We start from the raw sequence: 18,099 nt of genomic DNA on the forward strand, positions 1-18,099 counted from the left end.
AAGATGGGACAAAAGACAAATCCAATTGGAAATAGACTTGGTATCATCAGAGGATGGGACTCTAACTGGTATGGTGGAAATGATTACGGCGATAAATTAGCTGAAGATCACAAAATCAGAAAGTATGTACATGCTCGTTTATCAAAAGCTAGTGTATCTAAAGTAATCATCGAGAGAACTTTGAAACTTGTAACCGTTACTATCACTACTGCTAGACCTGGTATTATTATCGGAAAAGGTGGTCAAGAGGTAGACAAGTTAAAAGAAGAACTTAAGAAAATTACTGACAAAGAGGTTCAAATTAACATCTTTGAAATCAAAAGACCTGAGTTAGATGCTTATTTAGTTGCAACAAGCATCGCTCGTCAAATCGAAAGTCGTATTTCTTACAGACGTGCAATTAAAATGGCTATTGCTGCTTCTATGCGTATGAACGCTGAAGGTATCAAAGTTTTAATTTCTGGTCGTTTGAATGGGGCTGAGATGGCACGTTCAGAAGGTTTTAAAGAAGGAAGAATTCCTTTGTCAACTTTCAGAGCCGATATTGATTATGCACTTGCTGAAGCGCATACTACTTACGGTAGAATGGGAATCAAAGTGTGGATCATGAAAGGTGAAGTTTACGGAAAGAGAGATCTTTCTCCACTTGCTGGAATGGACAAAAAACAAGCTAGTGGAAAAGGTGGAGATGCTCCTCGTGGGAAATCTAACTTTGGAAAAGGTGGAAAACCTGACGCTCGTAAAAGAAAGTAATTTTTAAATTAAAGAAAAATGTTACAGCCTAAAAGAACAAAATACCGTAAGGTACAAAAAGGTAAAATGAAAGGAAACTCTCAAAGAGGGCATGAACTTTCTAATGGAATGTTTGGTATTAAATCTGTTCATGAAGATGGTATGTTTCTTACTTCACGTCAAATCGAAGCTGCGCGTATTGCTGCAACTCGTTTTATGAAGAGAGAAGGACAATTATGGATCAAAATATTTCCAGACAAACCAATTACTAAGAAACCTCTTGAGGTACGTATGGGTAAAGGTAAAGGTGCCGTTGAATATTGGGCAGCTGTTGTTAAACCCGGAAGAATTATGTTTGAAGTAGGAGGAGTTCCTTTGTCAGTTGCAAAAGAGGCGTTACGTCTTGCAGCTCAAAAGCTTCCTGTGAAAACTAAATTCGTTGTTGCTAGAGATTTCGAAGCATAATCTATATTATATTATGAAACAATCAGAAATAAAAGATCTTTCTGCAGCACAGTTGCAAGAGAATCTTAGCCAAGCTAAGAAAACTTATGCTGACCTAAAATTAGCTCATGCAATATCTCCAATTGAGAATCCACTTCAAATTAGAAGTTTGAGAAGAACAGTTGCTAGATTGGCTACAGAGCTTACTAAAAGAGAATTGCAATAATTGTAATCTGCGAAAGATGGAAAAAAGAAATTTAAGAAAAGAAAGAATTGGTGTTGTAACTTCAAACAAAATGGATAAATCTATTGTTGTTGCACAAGTTACTAAAGTAAAACACCCATTATATGGTAAGTTCGTATTGAAAACAAAGAAATTTGTTGCACATGACGAAACAAACGACTGTAACATTGGTGATACTGTAAGAATTAGCGAAACGCGTCCTTTAAGTAAGTCAAAATGTTGGAGATTGGTTGAAATCCTAGAAAGAGCTAAATAATTATGGTACAACAAGAATCAAGACTAAAAGTAGCAGATAACACAGGAGCTAAAGAAGTTTTAACTATCCGTGTTTTAGGAGGTACTAAAAGAAGGTATGCCTCTGTTGGTGACAAGATTGTAGTATCTATAAAAGATTCAACTCCTAACGGAAACGTGAAAAAAGGAGCTGTTTCAACTGCAGTTGTTGTACGTACCAAAAAAGAAGTGAGAAGAGCCGATGGTTCTTATATCCGTTTCGATGACAATGCATGTGTTCTTTTGAACGCTGCAGGTGAAATGAGAGGAACTCGTGTATTTGGTCCGGTAGCAAGAGAACTTCGTGAAAAACAATTCATGAAAATTGTATCATTAGCACCAGAAGTGCTTTAATTCGTTATAAGATGATAAAGCTAAAAATAAAATCAGGTGACATTGTAAGAGTAATTGCTGGAGATCACAAAGGTGCTGAAGGTAAAGTATTACGTGTTGACCGTGAGAAAAACAAAGCGATTGTTGAAGGTGTAAACTTGGTTTCAAAACACACGAAGCCAAGTGCAAAAAACCCTCAAGGTGGTATTGTAAAGAAAGAAGCTCCTATTCAAATTTCTAATATCTCTCTAATTGATCCTAAAACTAAGGAAACAACTAGAGTAGGTGTAAGAGTAGAGGGAGATAAGAAAGTAAGATTTTCAAAAAAATCTAATCAAGTACTATAGTAATGGCGTATATACCTAGATTAAAAGAAGAATATAAGAGTAGAGTAATCTCTGCTCTTAAAGAAGAGTTCGGATACACAAACGTAATGCAAGTTCCTAAACTTGAAAAAATCGTTTTGAGCCGTGGAGTTGGTGCAGCTGTATCTGATAAAAAACTAATTGACTATGCAGTTGATGAGTTGACTAAGATCACTGGACAAAAAGCAGTTTCTACAATCTCTAAGAAAGACGTTGCTTCTTTCAAATTGAGAAAAGGAATGCCTATTGGAGCAAAAGTAACTTTGCGTGGAGAAAGAATGTATGAGTTTTTAGATAGACTTATTACTTCAGCTTTACCACGTGTAAGAGACTTTAGTGGTATCAAAGCTACTGGATTCGATGGTAGAGGTAATTACAACCTTGGAGTTTTAGAGCAAATCATTTTCCCTGAAATTGATATTGATAAAGTTAACAAAATTTCAGGAATGGATATTACTTTTGTTACTACTGCTCAAACAGACAAAGAAGCAAAGTCATTATTAACTGAATTAGGTTTACCTTTCAAAAAGAACTAAGACATGGCAAAAGAATCAATGAAAGCCCGTGAGGTTAAGAGAGAAAAAACGGTAGCTAAGTATGCTGAGAAAAGAAAAGCTTTGATAGAGGCTGGAGATTTCGTAGGTTTGCAAAAATTACCTAAAAACGCTTCGCCAGTTCGTTTACACAATCGTTGTAAATTAACAGGTAGACCAAGAGGGTACATGCGTCAATTCGGTATTTCACGTGTAACTTTCCGTGAAATGGCTAATAATGGATTGATACCAGGAGTTAAAAAAGCCAGCTGGTAAAAAACGAATTTTAATTGGTTAAAGGTTCAATAAGAGAGACTTAAAGAAAACCATAGCCGCAAATTAATAAATATGAATACAGATCCTATTGCAGATTATTTAACGCGAGTTAGAAACGCTGTGGCTGCAAACCACAAAGTTGTTGAAATTCCGGCATCTAATCTAAAAAAAGAAATAACTAAGATCTTATTTGATCAAGGTTATATCTTGAGTTACAAATTTGAGGAGAACACTGTTCAGGGTTCAATCAAAATTGCTTTAAAGTATGATAAAGATACTAAAGAGCCTGTAATTAAAGATATCCAAAGAATTAGTAAACCAGGTTTACGTAAGTATGCAGGTGCTGCCAAATTACCAAGAATCCTTAACGGATTAGGAATTGCTATTGTTTCTACATCAAAAGGTTTGATGACTGGAAAACAAGCTAAGCAATTAAATGTAGGTGGTGAAGTAATTTGTTACGTATACTAATTTTAAAGACTATATAAGATGTCAAGAATAGGTAAAAGCCCAATTGTAATCCCTGCTGGAGTAACTGTAGAAGTTAAAGACGGTATTATTACAGTAAAAGGAAAAAATGGTCAACTAACTCAGGAGTTTTCGGACGTAACTGTAACAGTTGAAGGTGATCAAGTTCTAGTAGAAAGATCATCTGATCATAAAGATCAAAGAGCAAAACACGGTTTATATAGATCTTTAATCAACAATATGATTGTTGGTGTAACTGAAGGTTTTACTAAATCATTAGAATTGGTAGGGGTAGGTTACAGAGCTTCTAATCAAGGACAAAAATTAGATTTAGCACTTGGATTTTCTCACAATATTGTTTTAGAAGTTGCTCCTGAAGTAATTGTTGAAACTATATCTGAAAAAGGTAAAAACCCAATTGTAAAATTAACATCATTAGATAAACAACTTTTAGGAGCTGTTGCTGCGAAAATCAGAGGTTTCCGTAGACCAGAACCATACAAAGGAAAAGGTGTTAAATTTGTAGGTGAAGTATTAAGAAGAAAAGCAGGTAAATCAGCTTAAAAAATAAGAGATTATGTCATTAACAAAACCTGAAAGAAGACAGAGAATCAGATTCAGAATCAGAAAAACGATAAGTGGTACTGCTGCTAATCCAAGATTATCTGTATTTAGAAGTAACAAAGAAATTTACGCTCAACTTATTGATGACGTAAACGGTGTTACATTGTTGTCTGCTTCTTCAAGAGAAAAAGAAATAGGAAAAGGTACTAACGTTGAAGTTGCAGCTGCAGTTGGAAAACTTGTTGCAGAAAAAGCGTTAAAAGCTGGGGTTGAAACAGTAAAATTCGATAGAGGAGGATACTTATACCACGGTCGTATTAAATCATTAGCAGAAGGCGCAAGAGCGGCTGGACTTAAATTCTAATATATTATGTCTAAATACAAAAATGTAGAATTAGTAAAACCAAGTGGTCTTGAACTTAAAGATCGTCTGGTAAGTGTTAATCGTGTTACTAAAGTTACAAAGGGTGGTAGAGCTTTTGGTTTTTCTGCTATTGTAGTTGTAGGTGATGAAAACGGAGTAGTTGGTCATGGATTAGGAAAATCTAAAGACGTTTCTGAAGCAATTGCGAAAGCAGTAGAAGATGCTAAGAAAAACTTAGTTAGAATTCCTTTGAATGGTCAATCAGTTCCTCACGAACAAAAAGGTAAATTTGGTGGTGCACGTGTATTTTTAATTCCTGCCTCTCATGGTACAGGAGTTATTGCTGGTGGAGCTGTTCGTTCAGTTCTTGAATCAGTAGGTATTCACGATGTATTGTCTAAATCTCAAGGATCATCAAATCCTCACAACGTAGTGAAAGCAACTTTTGATGCTTTATTACAAATGAGAAGTGCTCACACCGTTGCAAAACAAAGAGGAGTATCTTTAGAAAAAGTTTTTAAAGGTTAATCAAGGAAATTATGGCTAAATTATTAGTAAAACAAGTTAGAAGTAAAATCAACTGTCCACTTGATCAAAAAAGAGGATTAGAGGCTTTAGGTCTACGTAAAATGGGTCAAGTTGTAGAGCATGATTCAAACCCTGCAATCCTTGGGATGATAAACAAAGTTAAACACTTAGTTTCTGTTGAAGAAGCTAAATAACAAATACTGTTATGAATTTAAGTAACTTACAACCAGCTGAAGGGTCAACACACAATCAAAATAAGAGAGTTGGTAGAGGAGAAGGTTCTGGAAAAGGTGGTACCGCTGCACGTGGACACAAAGGAGCAAAATCTCGTTCTGGATATTCTAAAAAGATTGGTTTTGAAGGAGGTCAAATGCCACTTCAAAGACGTGTTCCTAAGTTTGGTTTTACAAACATCAATCGTAAAGAATACGAAGGTGTTAATCTAGATACACTTCAATTATTAGTTGATAATGGTGTGATTACAGATACTGTTGATATGACAGTTTTTGTTGCAAACCGTTTGGCTACTAAAAATGAAATTGTTAAGATTTTAGGAAGAGGAGAATTGAAAGCTAAATTAAAAGTAACTGCTCACAAATTTACCGCTACTGCAAAAGCTGCTATCGAAGCTGCTGGTGGAGAGGCTGTAACAATATAATTTTTCAATTAGTATGAAGAAATTTATTGAATCATTAAGTAATGTTTGGAAAATCGAGGAACTAAAAAACAGAATCCTAATGACTTTAGGTCTGCTATTGGTTTATCGTTTTGGAGCTCACGTTACTCTTCCAGGAATTGACGCTACACAATTAAACAGTCTGGCTGGACAAACCGAAAAAGGTATTGGGTCAATCTTAGATATGTTTACTGGAGGAGCTTTTTCTAAAGCGTCAGTTTTTGCTTTAGGAATTATGCCTTATATTTCTGCATCTATCGTTGTACAGCTTATGGGAATTGCTATTCCTTATTTGCAAAAGTTACAAAGTGATGGAGAAAGTGGTAGAAAAAAGATTAATCAAATTACACGTTGGTTGACTATTGTTATTACTTTAGTACAAGGACCTACGTATATTTACAATCTTTACAGAACTCTACCTGGTAGTGCATTTTTATTAGGTTTTAATTCTTTTGAATTCTTATTTTCTTCAGTAATTATCTTAGTTACAGGTACAATTTTTGCCATGTGGTTGGGGGAAAAGATCACTGATAAAGGAATTGGTAACGGTATCTCACTATTAATTATGGTTGGTATCCTAGCAAGATTTCCTCAAGCATTTATTCAAGAATTTACAACTAGAGTTACTAATAATAATGGTGGTCCAATGTTGTTAGTGATTGAAATAATTATTTGGCTTTTAGTTATCATTGCATGTGTGTTGTTAACTATGGCTATTCGAAAAATACCAGTTCAGTATGCTCGTCGTACTGCTTCTGGTGATTTTGAACAAGATATGTTAGGTGGAAAAAGACAATGGATTCCTTTGAAGCTTAATGCTGCAGGGGTTATGCCTATCATTTTTGCTCAGGCAATTATGTTTATTCCTGCTGCTGTAGCAGGATTGTCAAAGTCCGATGCTTCACAAACTATTGTAGGTGCTTTTAGTAATATGTTCGGTTTTTGGTATAATTTTGTTTTTGCAACTTTAATCGTTGTATTTACATTCTTTTACACTGCAATTACGGTTCCTACTAATAAGATGTCAGATGATCTTAAAAGAAGTGGTGGTTTTATCCCAGGTGTTAGACCGGGAGCTGAAACTTCTGATTTTCTTGACAAAGTGATGTCTTTGATAACTTTTCCAGGGTCTTTATTTCTTGCTCTAATAGCTGTGTTCCCAGCCATAGTTGTAAGTCTTATGGATGTTCAACAATCTTGGGCAATGTTTTTTGGAGGTACCTCATTAATTATTATGGTAGGTGTTGCAATTGACACAATTCAGCAAATCAACTCATACTTGTTGAATAAACATTATGATGGTTTAATGAAAAGCGGAAAAAACAGAAAGGCAGTAGCTTAATTTTATGGCAAAACAATCAGCAATAGAACAAGACGGATCAATCATTGAAGCATTATCTAATGCAATGTTCCGTGTAGAATTAGAGAATGGACATATTGTAATTGCTCATATTTCAGGAAAGATGCGTATGCATTATATCAAATTATTACCTGGTGATAAAGTGAAATTGGAAATGAGTCCTTACGATTTGTCTAAAGCAAGAATTACTTATAGATATTAAAGATATTCACAATGAAAGTAAGAGCATCAGTAAAAAAGAGAAGTGCCGAGTGCATTATCGTACGTAGAAAAGGAAGATTATACGTAATAAACAAAAAGAATCCTAGATTTAAACAAAGACAAGGATAATTATGGCAAGAATAGCAGGGGTAGATATCCCAAAAAACAAGAGAGGTGTTATTGCACTTACCTATATCTTCGGATTAGGAAAAAGTAGAGCTATTGAGATTTTAGAGAAAGCTCAAGTTAGCCAAGATAAAAAAGTTCAAGATTGGAATGATGACGAGATTGGAGCAATCCGTGAGGCAGTATCAGCTTTCAAAATTGAAGGGGAATTGCGTTCAGAAGTATCTTTAAACATCAAACGTTTAATGGATATTGGATGTTACAGAGGTATCCGTCATAGAACTGGTCTTCCATTAAGAGGACAAAGAACTAAAAACAACTCTAGAACTAGAAAAGGTAAAAGAAAAACTGTTGCTAACAAGAAAAAAGCAACTAAATAATAAGTAATATGGCTAAAGCAACTACAAAAAAACGTAAAGTTATCGTTGAATCAACGGGAGAAGCTCATATTTCTGCTACCTTCAATAACATCATCATTTCTTTGACTAACAAAAAAGGTGAAGTTATTTCTTGGTCTTCAGCTGGTAAAATGGGTTTTAGAGGTTCTAAAAAGAACACTCCATACGCAGCTCAAATGGCCGCAGAAGATTGTAGTAAAGTAGCTCTTGAAGCTGGATTGAAAAAAGTTAAGGTTTATGTAAAAGGACCAGGAAACGGACGTGAGTCTGCTATCCGTTCTATTCATAACGGTGGAATCGAAGTAACTGAAATTATCGACGTTACTCCAATGCCACACAACGGATGTCGTCCTCCAAAGAGACGTAGAGTTTAATAATTAAATTTAAGTATAACTAGGTAGAATCACGATTATCGAAGGATATGACCTGAATTCATAATCTCTACCTTAATTAATTCATTGAAATGGCAAGATATACTGGTCCTAAAACTAGAATTGCTCGTAAATTTGGCGAAGCAATCTTCGGAGATGACAAATCTTTCGAAAAAAGAAACTACCCTCCTGGACAACACGGGATGGCTAAAAAAAGAGGTAAAAAATCTGAATATGCTATCCAGTTAATGGAAAAGCAAAAAGCTAAATATTCTTATGGAATTTTAGAAAAACAATTCAGAGGTTTATTTAAAAAAGCATCAGCTACTAAAGGTGTTACTGGTGAAGTTCTTTTACAATTATGTGAGGCAAGATTGGATAACGTAGTATTCAGAATGGGCGTTGCTCCTTCTAGAAGAGGTGCTAGACAATTAGTTTCTCACAGACACATTACAGTTAATGGTGAAGTTGTAAACATTCCTTCTTATCACCTTAAACCTGGTGATAAAGTTGCTGTTCGTGAAAAATCTAAATCTTTAGAGGCTATCGAACGTTCTTTATCTAATTCAAGTCAAGTTTATGAATGGATTACTTGGAACAATGACGTTAAAGAAGGTACTTTCGTAGCTGTACCTGCTAGAATTCAAATTCCAGAAAACATTAAAGAACAATTAATCGTAGAGTTGTACAACAAATAATAATTGACTTAGTCGAAATTTATGGCAATATTTAATTTTCAAAAGCCCGATAAAGTTATCATGATCGATTCAACCGATTTTGAAGGTAAATTCGAATTTAGACCTTTGGAACCTGGTTATGGATTGACTGTTGGTAATGCACTTAGAAGAGTTTTGCTTTCAGCATTGGAAGGTTATGCAATTACATCTGTTCGCATAGAAGGTGTAGATCATGAGTTTTCTACTATTTCAGGAGTTGTTGAAGATGTTACCGAAATTATCCTTAATCTAAAACAAGTACGTTTTAAACGTCAAATTGAAGATATCGATAACGAATCAGTTTCTATTTCTGTTTCAGGTAAAGATCAGTTAACAGCTGGTGATTTTCAAAAATTTATTTCAGGTTTCCAAGTTTTGAACCCAGAACTGGTTATTTGTAATTTAGATTCTAAAATCAAATTAAACCTTGATTTAACAATCGAAAAAGGTAGAGGATATGTTCCTGCTGAAGAGAACAAAAAACAGAATGCTGCAATTGGAACCATATTTACAGATTCAATCTTTACTCCGGTAAAAAATGTAAAATATGCTATTGAAAACTTCCGTGTTGAGCAAAAAACAGATTATGAAAAATTAGTTTTTGAAATTAAAACTGATGGTTCTATTAATCCAAAAGATGCGTTGACAGAAGCTGCTAAAGTTCTAATTCACCATTTCATGTTGTTCTCTGACGAAAGAATTACACTTGAGGCTGATGAAATTGCACAAACAGAATCTTATGATGAGGAATCATTGCACATGAGACAATTGCTTAAAACTAAGCTTGTTGATATGGATTTGTCTGTGAGAGCCTTAAATTGTTTGAAAGCGGCTGAAGTTGATACACTTGGTGATTTAGTATCGTTCAATAAAAATGACCTAATGAAATTCCGTAATTTCGGTAAAAAATCTTTAACTGAGCTAGATGAACTTGTAGCTGTTAAGAATTTGACTTTCGGAATGGATTTAGCAAAATACAAACTAGATAAAGAATAATTTACTTCATATTTTGCTCTCCATAGTGGATTGTAGCAAGATGAAGTTAAAATAAATTGGTCATGAGACACGGAAAAAAATTCAATCACTTAAGCAGACAGACTGCGCATAGAAAATCTATGTTAGCTAATATGGCTTGTTCTCTTATTGAGCACAAACGTATTAACACTACTGTTGCTAAAGCAAAAGCGCTTAAACAATTTGTTGAACCGCTTATAACAAAATCTAAAAATGATACGACTCACAATCGTCGTATCGTTTTTGCTAACTTACGTAGCAAATATGCTGTAACTGATTTGTTCAGAGATGTAGCTGCTAAAGTTGGTGACCGTCCAGGTGGATACACTCGTATCATTAAAGTTGGAAATCGTTTAGGAGATAATGCTGATATGGCAATGATCGAATTAGTAGATTTTAACGAACTTTACAACGGAGGTAAAAAAGAAGTTAAAAAAGCAAAAAGCCGTCGTGGTGGTAAAGCTAAGAAAACAGAAGAGGCTCCAGTTGCTGAAGCTCCTGCTGCAGAAACTGATACTACTGCTGAAGCTGCTGAATAATTATGAAAATAATCATTCGATAAAATCAAGGATAAACTATTTTTTTAGTTTATCCTTTTTTTTTGATTTTTTTATAACCTAGAGTTGGAGTTAGCAGTCAGTTATAAGTCTGATTTCAATTTTAAAATAATTTTTAAAATTGTTGCTTTCACTGCTTTAATAAATTAAATTTGCACCATATTTAACAACAAATGAAATACACAACAAGAAAAAGCGCCGTTCTTTTATTAAGTGACGGAACTATATTCCACGGAAAATCTATCGGAATCAGCGGAACCACTTTTGGTGAAGTTTGTTTTAATACAGGAATGACTGGTTATCAGGAAATTTTCACTGATCCGTCTTATTTTGGACAAATCATGGTGGCGACTAATGCTCACATTGGAAATTATGGCGTTAATGAAAATGAAGTAGAATCAAACGGAATTAAAATTGCTGGTTTGGTTTGTAAAAATTTCAGTTTTAACTATTCAAGAGTAGATGCTGCAGGGAGTTTAGAAGATTATTTTACAAAACATAATTTAATCTGTATCTCTGATGTTGATACTCGTGCTTTAGTAAGTTATATTAGAGAAAATGGGGCGATGAACTCTGTAATTTGTACAGATGATACTCCTATTGAAGAGTTAAAAGCTGCTTTGGCTAATGTTCCTGATATGAAAGGTTTGGAATTGGCCTCTAAAGTCTCAACTAAAGAGCCGTATTTTTATGGTGATGAAAATGCTAAGTATAAAGTTTCGGCTTTAGATTTAGGAATTAAAACTAACATTCTTCGTAATCTGGCTAAGAGAGATTGCTATATTAAGGTTTTTCCTTATGATTCATCTTATGGAGATTTAGCTTCTTTCAATCCTGATGGATTTTTCCTTTCAAATGGACCTGGGGATCCGGAACCATTGGATAGTGCTATTCAAGTTGCGAAAGAAATTTTGGCAAACAATAAACCTTTGTTCGGAATCTGTTTAGGACACCAGGTGATTGGTTTGGCAAATGGAATTTCAACCTATAAAATGTTTAATGGTCACCGTGGAATTAATCATCCTGTTACTAATTTGATTTCAGGAAAAGGTGAAATTACTTCTCAAAATCACGGTTTTGCAGTAAACAGAGAAGAGTTAGAAGCTAATCCTGAAATGGAAATTACACATCTTCATTTGAATGATGGAACTGTAGCTGGTATGAGAATGAAAAATAAAAATTGTTTTTCTGTTCAATACCATCCAGAAGCAAGTCCGGGACCACATGATTCTTCTTATTTATTTGATCAATTTATTGAGAATTTAAAGAAGTAATTTTCTTTTTTAAGATATTAAACAGGCTAAGCATTTTTATGTTTAGCCTGTTTTTTTTGCTGTAAATTTCGGTTCTGACTTTAATTTGTAAATTTTATTTTAAATTATGTTTAAAAAATGAATTTATAACGTTTTCGTTGATAACGATTAAAAAAAATAGTCCTTTGTTTGAAAAACTTAGAATATATTTGTATTCGAAAATTTAAAAACTAAGTAATATGAGTATTATTATCAAAATTCATGCAAGACAAATTCTAGATTCAAGAGGTAATCCTACTGTAGAGGTGGATGTAATTACAGAAAACGGTGTTTTAGGTAGGGCAGCAGTTCCATCTGGAGCTTCAACTGGAGAGCATGAGGCTGTAGAATTACGTGATGGAGGAAAAGCCTTTTTAGGAAAAGGAGTTTTAAATGCAGTGAACAATGTTAATACTGTTATTGCTGAAGAACTTGTAGGTACTTCTGTTTTCGAACAAAATCTTATCGATCAAATGATGATTGATTTAGATGGTACTCCAAATAAATCTAAATTAGGAGCTAATGCTATTTTAGGAGTTTCTTTGGCTGTAGCTAAAGCTGCTGCTGCTGAATTAGGATTGCCTTTATACAGATATGTAGGTGGAGTTTCTGCAAATACATTACCTGTTCCAATGATGAATATCATCAACGGTGGTTCTCACTCTGATGCTCCGATTGCTTTCCAGGAATTCATGATTTTCCCGGTAAAAGCAACTTCTTTCTCTCACTCTATGCAAATGGGTACGGAGATTTTCCATAACTTGAAAAAAGTATTACACGATAGAGGTCTTTCTACAGCTGTAGGTGATGAAGGAGGTTTTGCTCCAAACTTGGCTGGTGGTACTGAAGATGCTTTAGATACTATCAAATTGGCAGTTGAAAAAGCAGGTTATTCTTTTGGTGACGAAATTATGATTGCTTTAGACTGTGCTTCTGCTGAGTTTTATGTAGATGGTAAATACGACTACACTAAATTTGAAGGAGAAACTGGAAAAGTAAGAACTTCTGCTGAACAAGCTGAATACTTAGCTGAATTAACAACTAAATACCCAATTATCTCTATCGAAGACGGTATGGATGAGAATGACTGGGAAGGTTGGAAATTATTGACTGAAAAAATTGGAGATAAAGTTCAATTAGTAGGAGACGATTTGTTTGTAACTAATGTTCAACGTTTGTCAACTGGTATTGAAAAAGGTATTGCTAACTCAATCCTTATCAAAGTAAACCAAATTGGTACTTTAACTGAAACTATTGCAGCAGTTAACATGGCTAAAAATGCAGGTTATACTTCAGTAATGTCTCACCGTTCAGGAGAGACTGAAGATAATACAATTGCTGATTTAGCAGTAGCTTTAAACTGTGGTCAAATTAAAACAGGTTCGGCTTCACGTTCTGACCGTATGGCTAAGTACAACCAATTACTTAGAATCGAAGAGGAATTAGGAAACACTGCTTATTTCCCTGGATTAAAAGCTTTCAAAATAAAATAAGAATGACGATTTAGTCGTTTTTCAAAGCCATTCATATTAAATGAATGGCTTTTTTTTTCAAATTTAACAATATCACTACTTTTTTCCCTTTTTAATTAAGGTTATTATCCTTAGATTTGGTAAATTATTAAGTGTAAAGATTTATTTCAAATTATTATGTCAAAAACAGCAATATTAGAAATTGATGGTAAGAAGTATGAGTTTCCTATTTTTGTAGGAAGTGAAAACGAAGAAGCGATCAATATTAACAAATTAAGAGATTTAACAGGAGCAATTACAATTGATCCAGGTTATAAAAATTCAGGTTCTTGCACTAGTGGAATTACTTTCTTAGATGGAGAATTAGGGATTTTACGTTACAGAGGATACGCAATTGAAGATTTAGCTGACCAGGCTAACTTTTTAGAAGTTTCTTATCTTTTAATTTTTGGTGAATTGCCAACAGCTGCTCAATTAGAACAATTTGAAACAGATATTAGAAAACATACCTTAGTAAATGAGGAGATGAAAGGTATCATTGATGGCTTTCCAAAAACTGCACATCCAATGGGTGTTTTAGCAGCTTTGACAAGTGCATTGACAGCTTTTAATCCAAAATCAGTTAATGTTGAGAATGAAAAAGAATTGTACCAGGCAGTTTGTAAAACTATGGGTAAATTCTTGGTTATTGCAACATGGACTTACAGAAAAAGCATGGGTTATCCTTTGAATTATTATGATAATACTAAAGGATATGTGGAAAACTTTATGAGATTAATGTTTGAGTTACCAACTGAGCCTTATAAATTAAGTCCTGTTGTAACTGAAGCTCTTGATAAATTATTTATTCTTCACGCTGATCACGAGCAAAACTGTTCTACTTCTACAGTAAGAATGGTAGGTTCTTCTCACGCAGGTTTGTTTGCTTCTATTTCTGCTGGAGTTTCTGCTTTATGGGGACCTTTACACGGAGGTGCTAACCAGGCAGTTCTTGAAATGTTAGAAGAAATTCACCAAAACGGTGGAGATACTGAAAAGTATTTGGCTAAAGCAAAAGATAAAAACGATCCATTTAGATTAATGGGATTCGGACACAGAGTTTACAAAAACTTCGACCCGCGTGCTAAAATTATTAAAAAAGCGGCTAATGAAGTTTTAGGAACTTTAGGAGTTGATGATCCAATTTTAGAAATCGCTAAAAAATTAGAAGCAGCAGCTTTAGAAGATGAATACTTCAAAGCTAGAAATTTATATCCAAACGTAGATTTCTATTCAGGAATCATCTACAGAGCGTTGGGAATTCCTACTGATATGTTTACAGTAATGTTTGCTATCGGAAGATTACCAGGTTGGATTGCGCAATGGAAAGAAATGCGTGAAAACAAAGAACCTATTGGAAGACCAAGACAGGTTTACACAGGATCTCCATTGAGAGAATTTAAAAAACCGGTGTAATATAAATTATATCAAAGCAAAAGCTTCACTGAAAAGTGAGGCTTTTTTTTATCTTTGGCGTAAGCAACAAATAAAAGTTTTGAATTAAATGAAACAAGTAACAAATTCAGTTTTGATGATTCGTCCGCTAGCTTTTCGAATGAATGAGCAAACGACAGCCAATAATTATTTTCAAAAAGAATTAAGCGGAATGCTGCCGGCGGCAGTAAATGCTAAAGCGCAACAGGAATTTGATGCTTTGGTAATCCAGCTTCAAAACGTGGGAATTAATGTTGTTGTGGTAGATGATAACCCAGAAACAGATACTCCTGACAGTGTTTTTCCAAATAATTGGATTTCATTTCACGATAATGGCGATGTGGTTTTGTATCCAATGTTTGCCGAGAATCGTAGGGCTGAACGTCGGGAAGATATTCTAGATATTCTGGAAGAAAAAGGTTTTGTGATTGAAAATGTTGTCGATTTTACTTCGGCGGAGGAAGATGGTGTTTTTCTTGAGGGAACAGGGAGTTTGGTTTTAGACAGGTCAAATTCAATAGCTTATTGTGCTTTATCTCCAAGAGCTAATGAGGAGCTTTTCATTGAGTTCTGTGAGGATTTTGATTATGCCCCGGTTATTTTTGAGGCTTTTCATACGGTTGATGGAAAACAACAATTAGTTTATCATACGAATGTAATGATGAGTGTCGGGGAGCATTTTGCAATAATTTGCGCCGATATGATTACTGATAAACAAGAGCGAAAAATGGTTTTGGATAATCTAAGAGCCAGTGGAAAAGAGATCATTTTGATTAGTGAGAAACAAGTGGAGCATTTTGCCGGAAATGTGCTGGAGCTTTCGGGAACTGATGATAAGAGATATGTTGTGATGAGCAGCGCTGCTGTTGAGTCGTTGAATGCGGCTCAAAAAAATCAGCTGGAAAAACATGCAAGTATTTTGAGTGCTAATCTGCAAACTATTGAAACTTGTGGGGGTGGAAGTGCCAGATGTATGATTGCTGAAATTTTCTTGCCAAGAGATTAACTGGTTTAATAAGTTAGTTTGGTTTTAGTAGAATGATATTGCCTGTGTTTTGTTACTTTTGTGAAAAATAATACGAAATGAAAAATAAAAAAACTTTGGTTCTTGGAGCTTCTACACATACTTATAGACCAGTATTTAAAACAATTGAAAAGCTTGTAGAAAAAGGGCATTCTGTTTTAGCGATTGGTCAACACGCAGGTGAAGTGGCGGGAGTTAAAATCAGGACTAAAACCATTCCTTTGAAAAATATAGATACCGTCACTTTGTATTTAAATCCCCGAAATCAACGCAATTATTATAATTATATAGTCGAAGCACAGCCTAAACGTGTTGTTTTTAATCCAGGAACCGAAAATCCTGAGTTATATCAACTTTTAGAATTGAATAATATAAAAGTTGATGTGGCTTGTACCTTGACTTTATTGGTGACAAATCAATATTAATTATTTTATTTGTAAAAATACTAAGGCCGTTTTCGTTAAGAAGATGGCTTTTTTAGTTTTAAGCTAAAAACTAATTCTTTCTTTGGAGCCTTTACTAATCAATAATAAACCTAGAAAAGTAATTAATCCGTTGATGATGATTAATTCGTTGTCAAAAGTATATCCCATTAAAAAATCCTTTGAATGTTCGCTGATGAAATAAGTTAGTGCGGGCGAAGCTATGCAGATAAAAGGAACATAACGGTCTTTTACTGTTTTTGATTTTAAAAATAGTCCAAAGCAATACAACCCCAATAGTGGTCCATAGGTATAAGAGGCGACTCTGAAAATCATTCCAACTACCGAACTATCGTTGATGGAATTAAAAAATACGATTACAAGAAACATCAGGAAAGAAAATCCAAGATGCGTAAAATGTCTTGTCCTTATAATATTAGGTTTGTCCAGATTTTCGGTTTTATTCATTCCTAAAAAATCGACGCAAAAAGAAGTGGTAAGTGCTGTTAATGCCGAATCGGTTGTGGCGAAAGTGGCGGCTGTTAATCCTAATAAAAAAATCACCGAAGGAACAATGCTCAGATGATGAAAAGCGATTTCAGGAAAAAGTAAATCGGTTCTGGGTTTTCCAGTTATTAGGTCTTTCGGGATTTCAATGCCGTTTTTTGTAGCATAAATATAAAGCAAGGCACCAACACTTAAAAAGAAAAGATTGATAATGACAAAAATTCCGGTGAAGGTAAACATGTTTTTTTGGGCTTCGCCAATGTTGGTACAACTCAGGTTTTTTTGCATTAGGTCCTGGTCCAGGCCTACCATGGAGATGGTGACAAATATTCCTCCGAGAATTTGTTTTACAAAGTGGAATTTATTTGATAGAAAATCATCAAAGAAAAAAGTTTTTGAATAATTGCTGTTTTTTACGGCTTCAAATGCTTGAAATACATTCAGATTCAGACTTTGGCAAATAAAATAAATGGTTAAGAAAACGGAGTTTACTAAGAAAAAAGTCTGCAAGGTGTCTGTGATAATAATTGTTTTTAAACCGCCGCGATAGGTATAAGCAAAGATTAGAGCCAATGAAATTATAACAGTAACAGCAAAAGGAATTTGGTAATAATCAAATACAAAACGTTGCAGCACGATGACTACGAGATACAGTCTAAAAGAAGAACCAATAGTTCGGCTAATTAAAAAAATAGAGGCTGCTGTTTTGTAGGAGTAGAAACCAAGTCGCTGTTCGATATAGCTGTAAATCGATGTGAGGTTCATTCGATAATATAATGGCAATAGTATTTTGGCAACGATTATAAAACCAATGGCATTACCTAAGACAAATTGAAAATATTTGAATTGCTCTCCGTTGGGAGAACCTACTTCTCCCGGAACAGAAATAAAAGTGACTCCTGATAAGGCGGTTCCAATCATTCCAAAAGCAACTAAATACCATTTGGAATTTTTATTTGCCTTAAAAAAAGCATCATTTCCATTGTTGTTTTTACTTGTGAAATGTGCTATTGCAAACAGAATTCCGAAGTAAATAACAATGAGTGTTAGTATTGTAGCTGGAGTCATTTTCTGGAATTTATAATAGCCAAAATACAATTTTTTAAGCAACCAACCTTGGTGTGAAATGTCAATTTGAAAAATATCTAGTTTTTAAAAGGCAACCCGTTGTGTAAAAAATGGTTCTCGTCCCGATAGCTATTGGGACATTTTTTGTTTCATTTCATTACGCAAAAGAAACTACCATTGACGTTTTTATTAAAAGAGAAAAATTAGATTTATTAATTTTCTTTTTTGCTTGATCAAAAAAGAAACAAAAAAATCAAGTCTTGCGCTTCCTCGTCGGTCAAATTAGTTTTCGAATACT

At 34.3% G+C, this 18,099-nt stretch carries 28 protein-coding genes; 27 read left to right on the top strand and 1 reads right to left on the bottom strand.

Going from position 1 to position 18,099, the window contains the following annotated elements:
• Positions 1 to 3: 3 nt before the first annotated feature.
• From rpsC to EOD40_RS10255, 27 genes are all read left to right on the top strand, one after another.
• Positions 4 to 753, top strand: coding sequence for a 30S ribosomal protein S3 (gene rpsC / locus EOD40_RS10125; protein ID WP_128195172.1), 750 nt, complete (start codon positions 4 to 6; stop codon positions 751 to 753).
• Between the two features lie 18 nt (positions 754 to 771).
• The gene (gene rplP / locus EOD40_RS10130) at positions 772 to 1,197 is read left to right on the top strand and encodes a 50S ribosomal protein L16 (RefSeq protein ID WP_007803637.1); all 426 of its coding nucleotides are present in this window, start codon (positions 772 to 774) and stop codon (positions 1,195 to 1,197) included.
• A 13-nt stretch (positions 1,198 to 1,210) separates the two neighbouring features.
• Positions 1,211 to 1,402 (top strand): 50S ribosomal protein L29, encoded by a 192-nt coding sequence (rpmC, locus tag EOD40_RS10135; protein ID WP_128195174.1) that lies wholly within the window; start codon positions 1,211 to 1,213, stop codon positions 1,400 to 1,402.
• Positions 1,403 to 1,418: 16 nt separating this feature from the next.
• Positions 1,419 to 1,676 (top strand): 30S ribosomal protein S17, encoded by a 258-nt coding sequence (gene rpsQ, locus EOD40_RS10140; RefSeq protein ID WP_024981515.1) that lies wholly within the window; start codon positions 1,419 to 1,421, stop codon positions 1,674 to 1,676.
• A 2-nt stretch (positions 1,677 to 1,678) separates the two neighbouring features.
• Entirely contained in the window at positions 1,679 to 2,047 is a 369-nt protein-coding gene (gene rplN, locus EOD40_RS10145; RefSeq protein WP_026714640.1) for a 50S ribosomal protein L14, read from the top strand.
• Between the two features lie 11 nt (positions 2,048 to 2,058).
• Complete coding sequence (rplX, locus tag EOD40_RS10150; protein WP_066329357.1) at positions 2,059 to 2,373, top strand: 50S ribosomal protein L24; 315 nt, start codon at positions 2,059 to 2,061, stop codon at positions 2,371 to 2,373.
• A gap of 2 nt (positions 2,374 to 2,375) precedes the next feature.
• A complete protein-coding gene (rplE, locus tag EOD40_RS10155; protein WP_128195176.1) occupies positions 2,376 to 2,927 on the top strand; it encodes a 50S ribosomal protein L5 in 552 nt (183 codons plus the stop codon).
• 3 nt (positions 2,928 to 2,930) lie between these two features.
• Positions 2,931 to 3,200: a 30S ribosomal protein S14 gene (rpsN, locus tag EOD40_RS10160; protein ID WP_024981518.1), complete on the top strand. Its 270-nt coding sequence runs from the start codon at positions 2,931 to 2,933 to the stop codon at positions 3,198 to 3,200.
• Positions 3,201 to 3,272: 72 nt separating this feature from the next.
• The gene (rpsH, locus tag EOD40_RS10165; protein ID WP_128195178.1) at positions 3,273 to 3,671 is read left to right on the top strand and encodes a 30S ribosomal protein S8; all 399 of its coding nucleotides are present in this window, start codon (positions 3,273 to 3,275) and stop codon (positions 3,669 to 3,671) included.
• An 18-nt stretch (positions 3,672 to 3,689) separates the two neighbouring features.
• Positions 3,690 to 4,232, top strand: a complete 543-nt coding sequence (gene rplF, locus EOD40_RS10170; protein ID WP_128195180.1) for a 50S ribosomal protein L6 — start codon at positions 3,690 to 3,692, stop codon at positions 4,230 to 4,232.
• Positions 4,233 to 4,245: 13 nt separating this feature from the next.
• Positions 4,246 to 4,596 (top strand): 50S ribosomal protein L18, encoded by a 351-nt coding sequence (gene rplR / locus EOD40_RS10175; RefSeq protein ID WP_035659219.1) that lies wholly within the window; start codon positions 4,246 to 4,248, stop codon positions 4,594 to 4,596.
• Between the two features lie 3 nt (positions 4,597 to 4,599).
• The gene (gene rpsE / locus EOD40_RS10180; protein WP_085949269.1) at positions 4,600 to 5,124 is read left to right on the top strand and encodes a 30S ribosomal protein S5; all 525 of its coding nucleotides are present in this window, start codon (positions 4,600 to 4,602) and stop codon (positions 5,122 to 5,124) included.
• 11 nt (positions 5,125 to 5,135) lie between these two features.
• On the top strand, positions 5,136 to 5,318 hold the full coding sequence (gene rpmD / locus EOD40_RS10185) for a 50S ribosomal protein L30 (RefSeq protein ID WP_026707002.1): 183 nt from the start codon (positions 5,136 to 5,138) through the stop codon (positions 5,316 to 5,318).
• Positions 5,319 to 5,329: 11 nt separating this feature from the next.
• Positions 5,330 to 5,782, top strand: a complete 453-nt coding sequence (gene rplO / locus EOD40_RS10190; protein WP_071183836.1) for a 50S ribosomal protein L15 — start codon at positions 5,330 to 5,332, stop codon at positions 5,780 to 5,782.
• 13 nt (positions 5,783 to 5,795) lie between these two features.
• Entirely contained in the window at positions 5,796 to 7,142 is a 1,347-nt protein-coding gene (secY, locus tag EOD40_RS10195; RefSeq protein ID WP_128195182.1) for a preprotein translocase subunit SecY, read from the top strand.
• Between the two features lie 4 nt (positions 7,143 to 7,146).
• Positions 7,147 to 7,362, top strand: coding sequence for a translation initiation factor IF-1 (gene infA, locus EOD40_RS10200; RefSeq protein WP_007136545.1), 216 nt, complete (start codon positions 7,147 to 7,149; stop codon positions 7,360 to 7,362).
• 11 nt (positions 7,363 to 7,373) lie between these two features.
• Positions 7,374 to 7,490 carry a type B 50S ribosomal protein L36 gene (ykgO, locus tag EOD40_RS10205; protein WP_002987490.1) on the top strand — a complete coding sequence of 39 codons (117 nt, stop codon included), beginning with the start codon at positions 7,374 to 7,376 and terminating at the stop codon, positions 7,488 to 7,490.
• 2 nt (positions 7,491 to 7,492) lie between these two features.
• Positions 7,493 to 7,867 carry a 30S ribosomal protein S13 gene (rpsM, locus tag EOD40_RS10210; RefSeq protein ID WP_128195184.1) on the top strand — a complete coding sequence of 125 codons (375 nt, stop codon included), beginning with the start codon at positions 7,493 to 7,495 and terminating at the stop codon, positions 7,865 to 7,867.
• An 8-nt stretch (positions 7,868 to 7,875) separates the two neighbouring features.
• On the top strand, positions 7,876 to 8,259 hold the full coding sequence (rpsK, locus tag EOD40_RS10215) for a 30S ribosomal protein S11 (RefSeq protein ID WP_026714629.1): 384 nt from the start codon (positions 7,876 to 7,878) through the stop codon (positions 8,257 to 8,259).
• 89 nt (positions 8,260 to 8,348) lie between these two features.
• The gene (rpsD, locus tag EOD40_RS10220) at positions 8,349 to 8,954 is read left to right on the top strand and encodes a 30S ribosomal protein S4 (RefSeq protein WP_128195186.1); all 606 of its coding nucleotides are present in this window, start codon (positions 8,349 to 8,351) and stop codon (positions 8,952 to 8,954) included.
• A 21-nt stretch (positions 8,955 to 8,975) separates the two neighbouring features.
• A complete protein-coding gene (locus tag EOD40_RS10225; RefSeq protein WP_071183834.1) occupies positions 8,976 to 9,968 on the top strand; it encodes a DNA-directed RNA polymerase subunit alpha in 993 nt (330 codons plus the stop codon).
• A gap of 62 nt (positions 9,969 to 10,030) precedes the next feature.
• Positions 10,031 to 10,525 carry a 50S ribosomal protein L17 gene (gene rplQ, locus EOD40_RS10230; RefSeq protein ID WP_128195188.1) on the top strand — a complete coding sequence of 165 codons (495 nt, stop codon included), beginning with the start codon at positions 10,031 to 10,033 and terminating at the stop codon, positions 10,523 to 10,525.
• A gap of 191 nt (positions 10,526 to 10,716) precedes the next feature.
• The gene (gene carA, locus EOD40_RS10235) at positions 10,717 to 11,817 is read left to right on the top strand and encodes a glutamine-hydrolyzing carbamoyl-phosphate synthase small subunit (RefSeq protein WP_128195190.1); all 1,101 of its coding nucleotides are present in this window, start codon (positions 10,717 to 10,719) and stop codon (positions 11,815 to 11,817) included.
• A 218-nt stretch (positions 11,818 to 12,035) separates the two neighbouring features.
• A complete protein-coding gene (gene eno, locus EOD40_RS10240) occupies positions 12,036 to 13,328 on the top strand; it encodes a phosphopyruvate hydratase (RefSeq protein WP_066329339.1) in 1,293 nt (430 codons plus the stop codon).
• Between the two features lie 156 nt (positions 13,329 to 13,484).
• Positions 13,485 to 14,762 (top strand): citrate synthase, encoded by a 1,278-nt coding sequence (locus EOD40_RS10245; protein WP_128195192.1) that lies wholly within the window; start codon positions 13,485 to 13,487, stop codon positions 14,760 to 14,762.
• Between the two features lie 88 nt (positions 14,763 to 14,850).
• Positions 14,851 to 15,786, top strand: a complete 936-nt coding sequence (gene ctlX, locus EOD40_RS10250) for a citrulline utilization hydrolase CtlX (protein WP_128195194.1) — start codon at positions 14,851 to 14,853, stop codon at positions 15,784 to 15,786.
• A 77-nt stretch (positions 15,787 to 15,863) separates the two neighbouring features.
• Positions 15,864 to 16,229, top strand: coding sequence for a CoA-binding protein (locus tag EOD40_RS10255; protein WP_128195196.1), 366 nt, complete (start codon positions 15,864 to 15,866; stop codon positions 16,227 to 16,229).
• A 63-nt stretch (positions 16,230 to 16,292) separates the two neighbouring features.
• Here the strand turns inward: EOD40_RS10255 and EOD40_RS10260 are convergent, their stop codons facing one another.
• Positions 16,293 to 17,801, bottom strand: a complete 1,509-nt coding sequence (locus EOD40_RS10260; RefSeq protein WP_128195198.1) for a sodium:solute symporter — start codon at positions 17,799 to 17,801, stop codon at positions 16,293 to 16,295.
• Positions 17,802 to 18,099: the final 298 nt, after the last annotated feature.

The sequence above is a fragment of the Flavobacterium sufflavum genome (assembly GCF_004016525.1).
GTDB lineage: Bacteria > Bacteroidota > Bacteroidia > Flavobacteriales > Flavobacteriaceae > Flavobacterium > Flavobacterium sufflavum.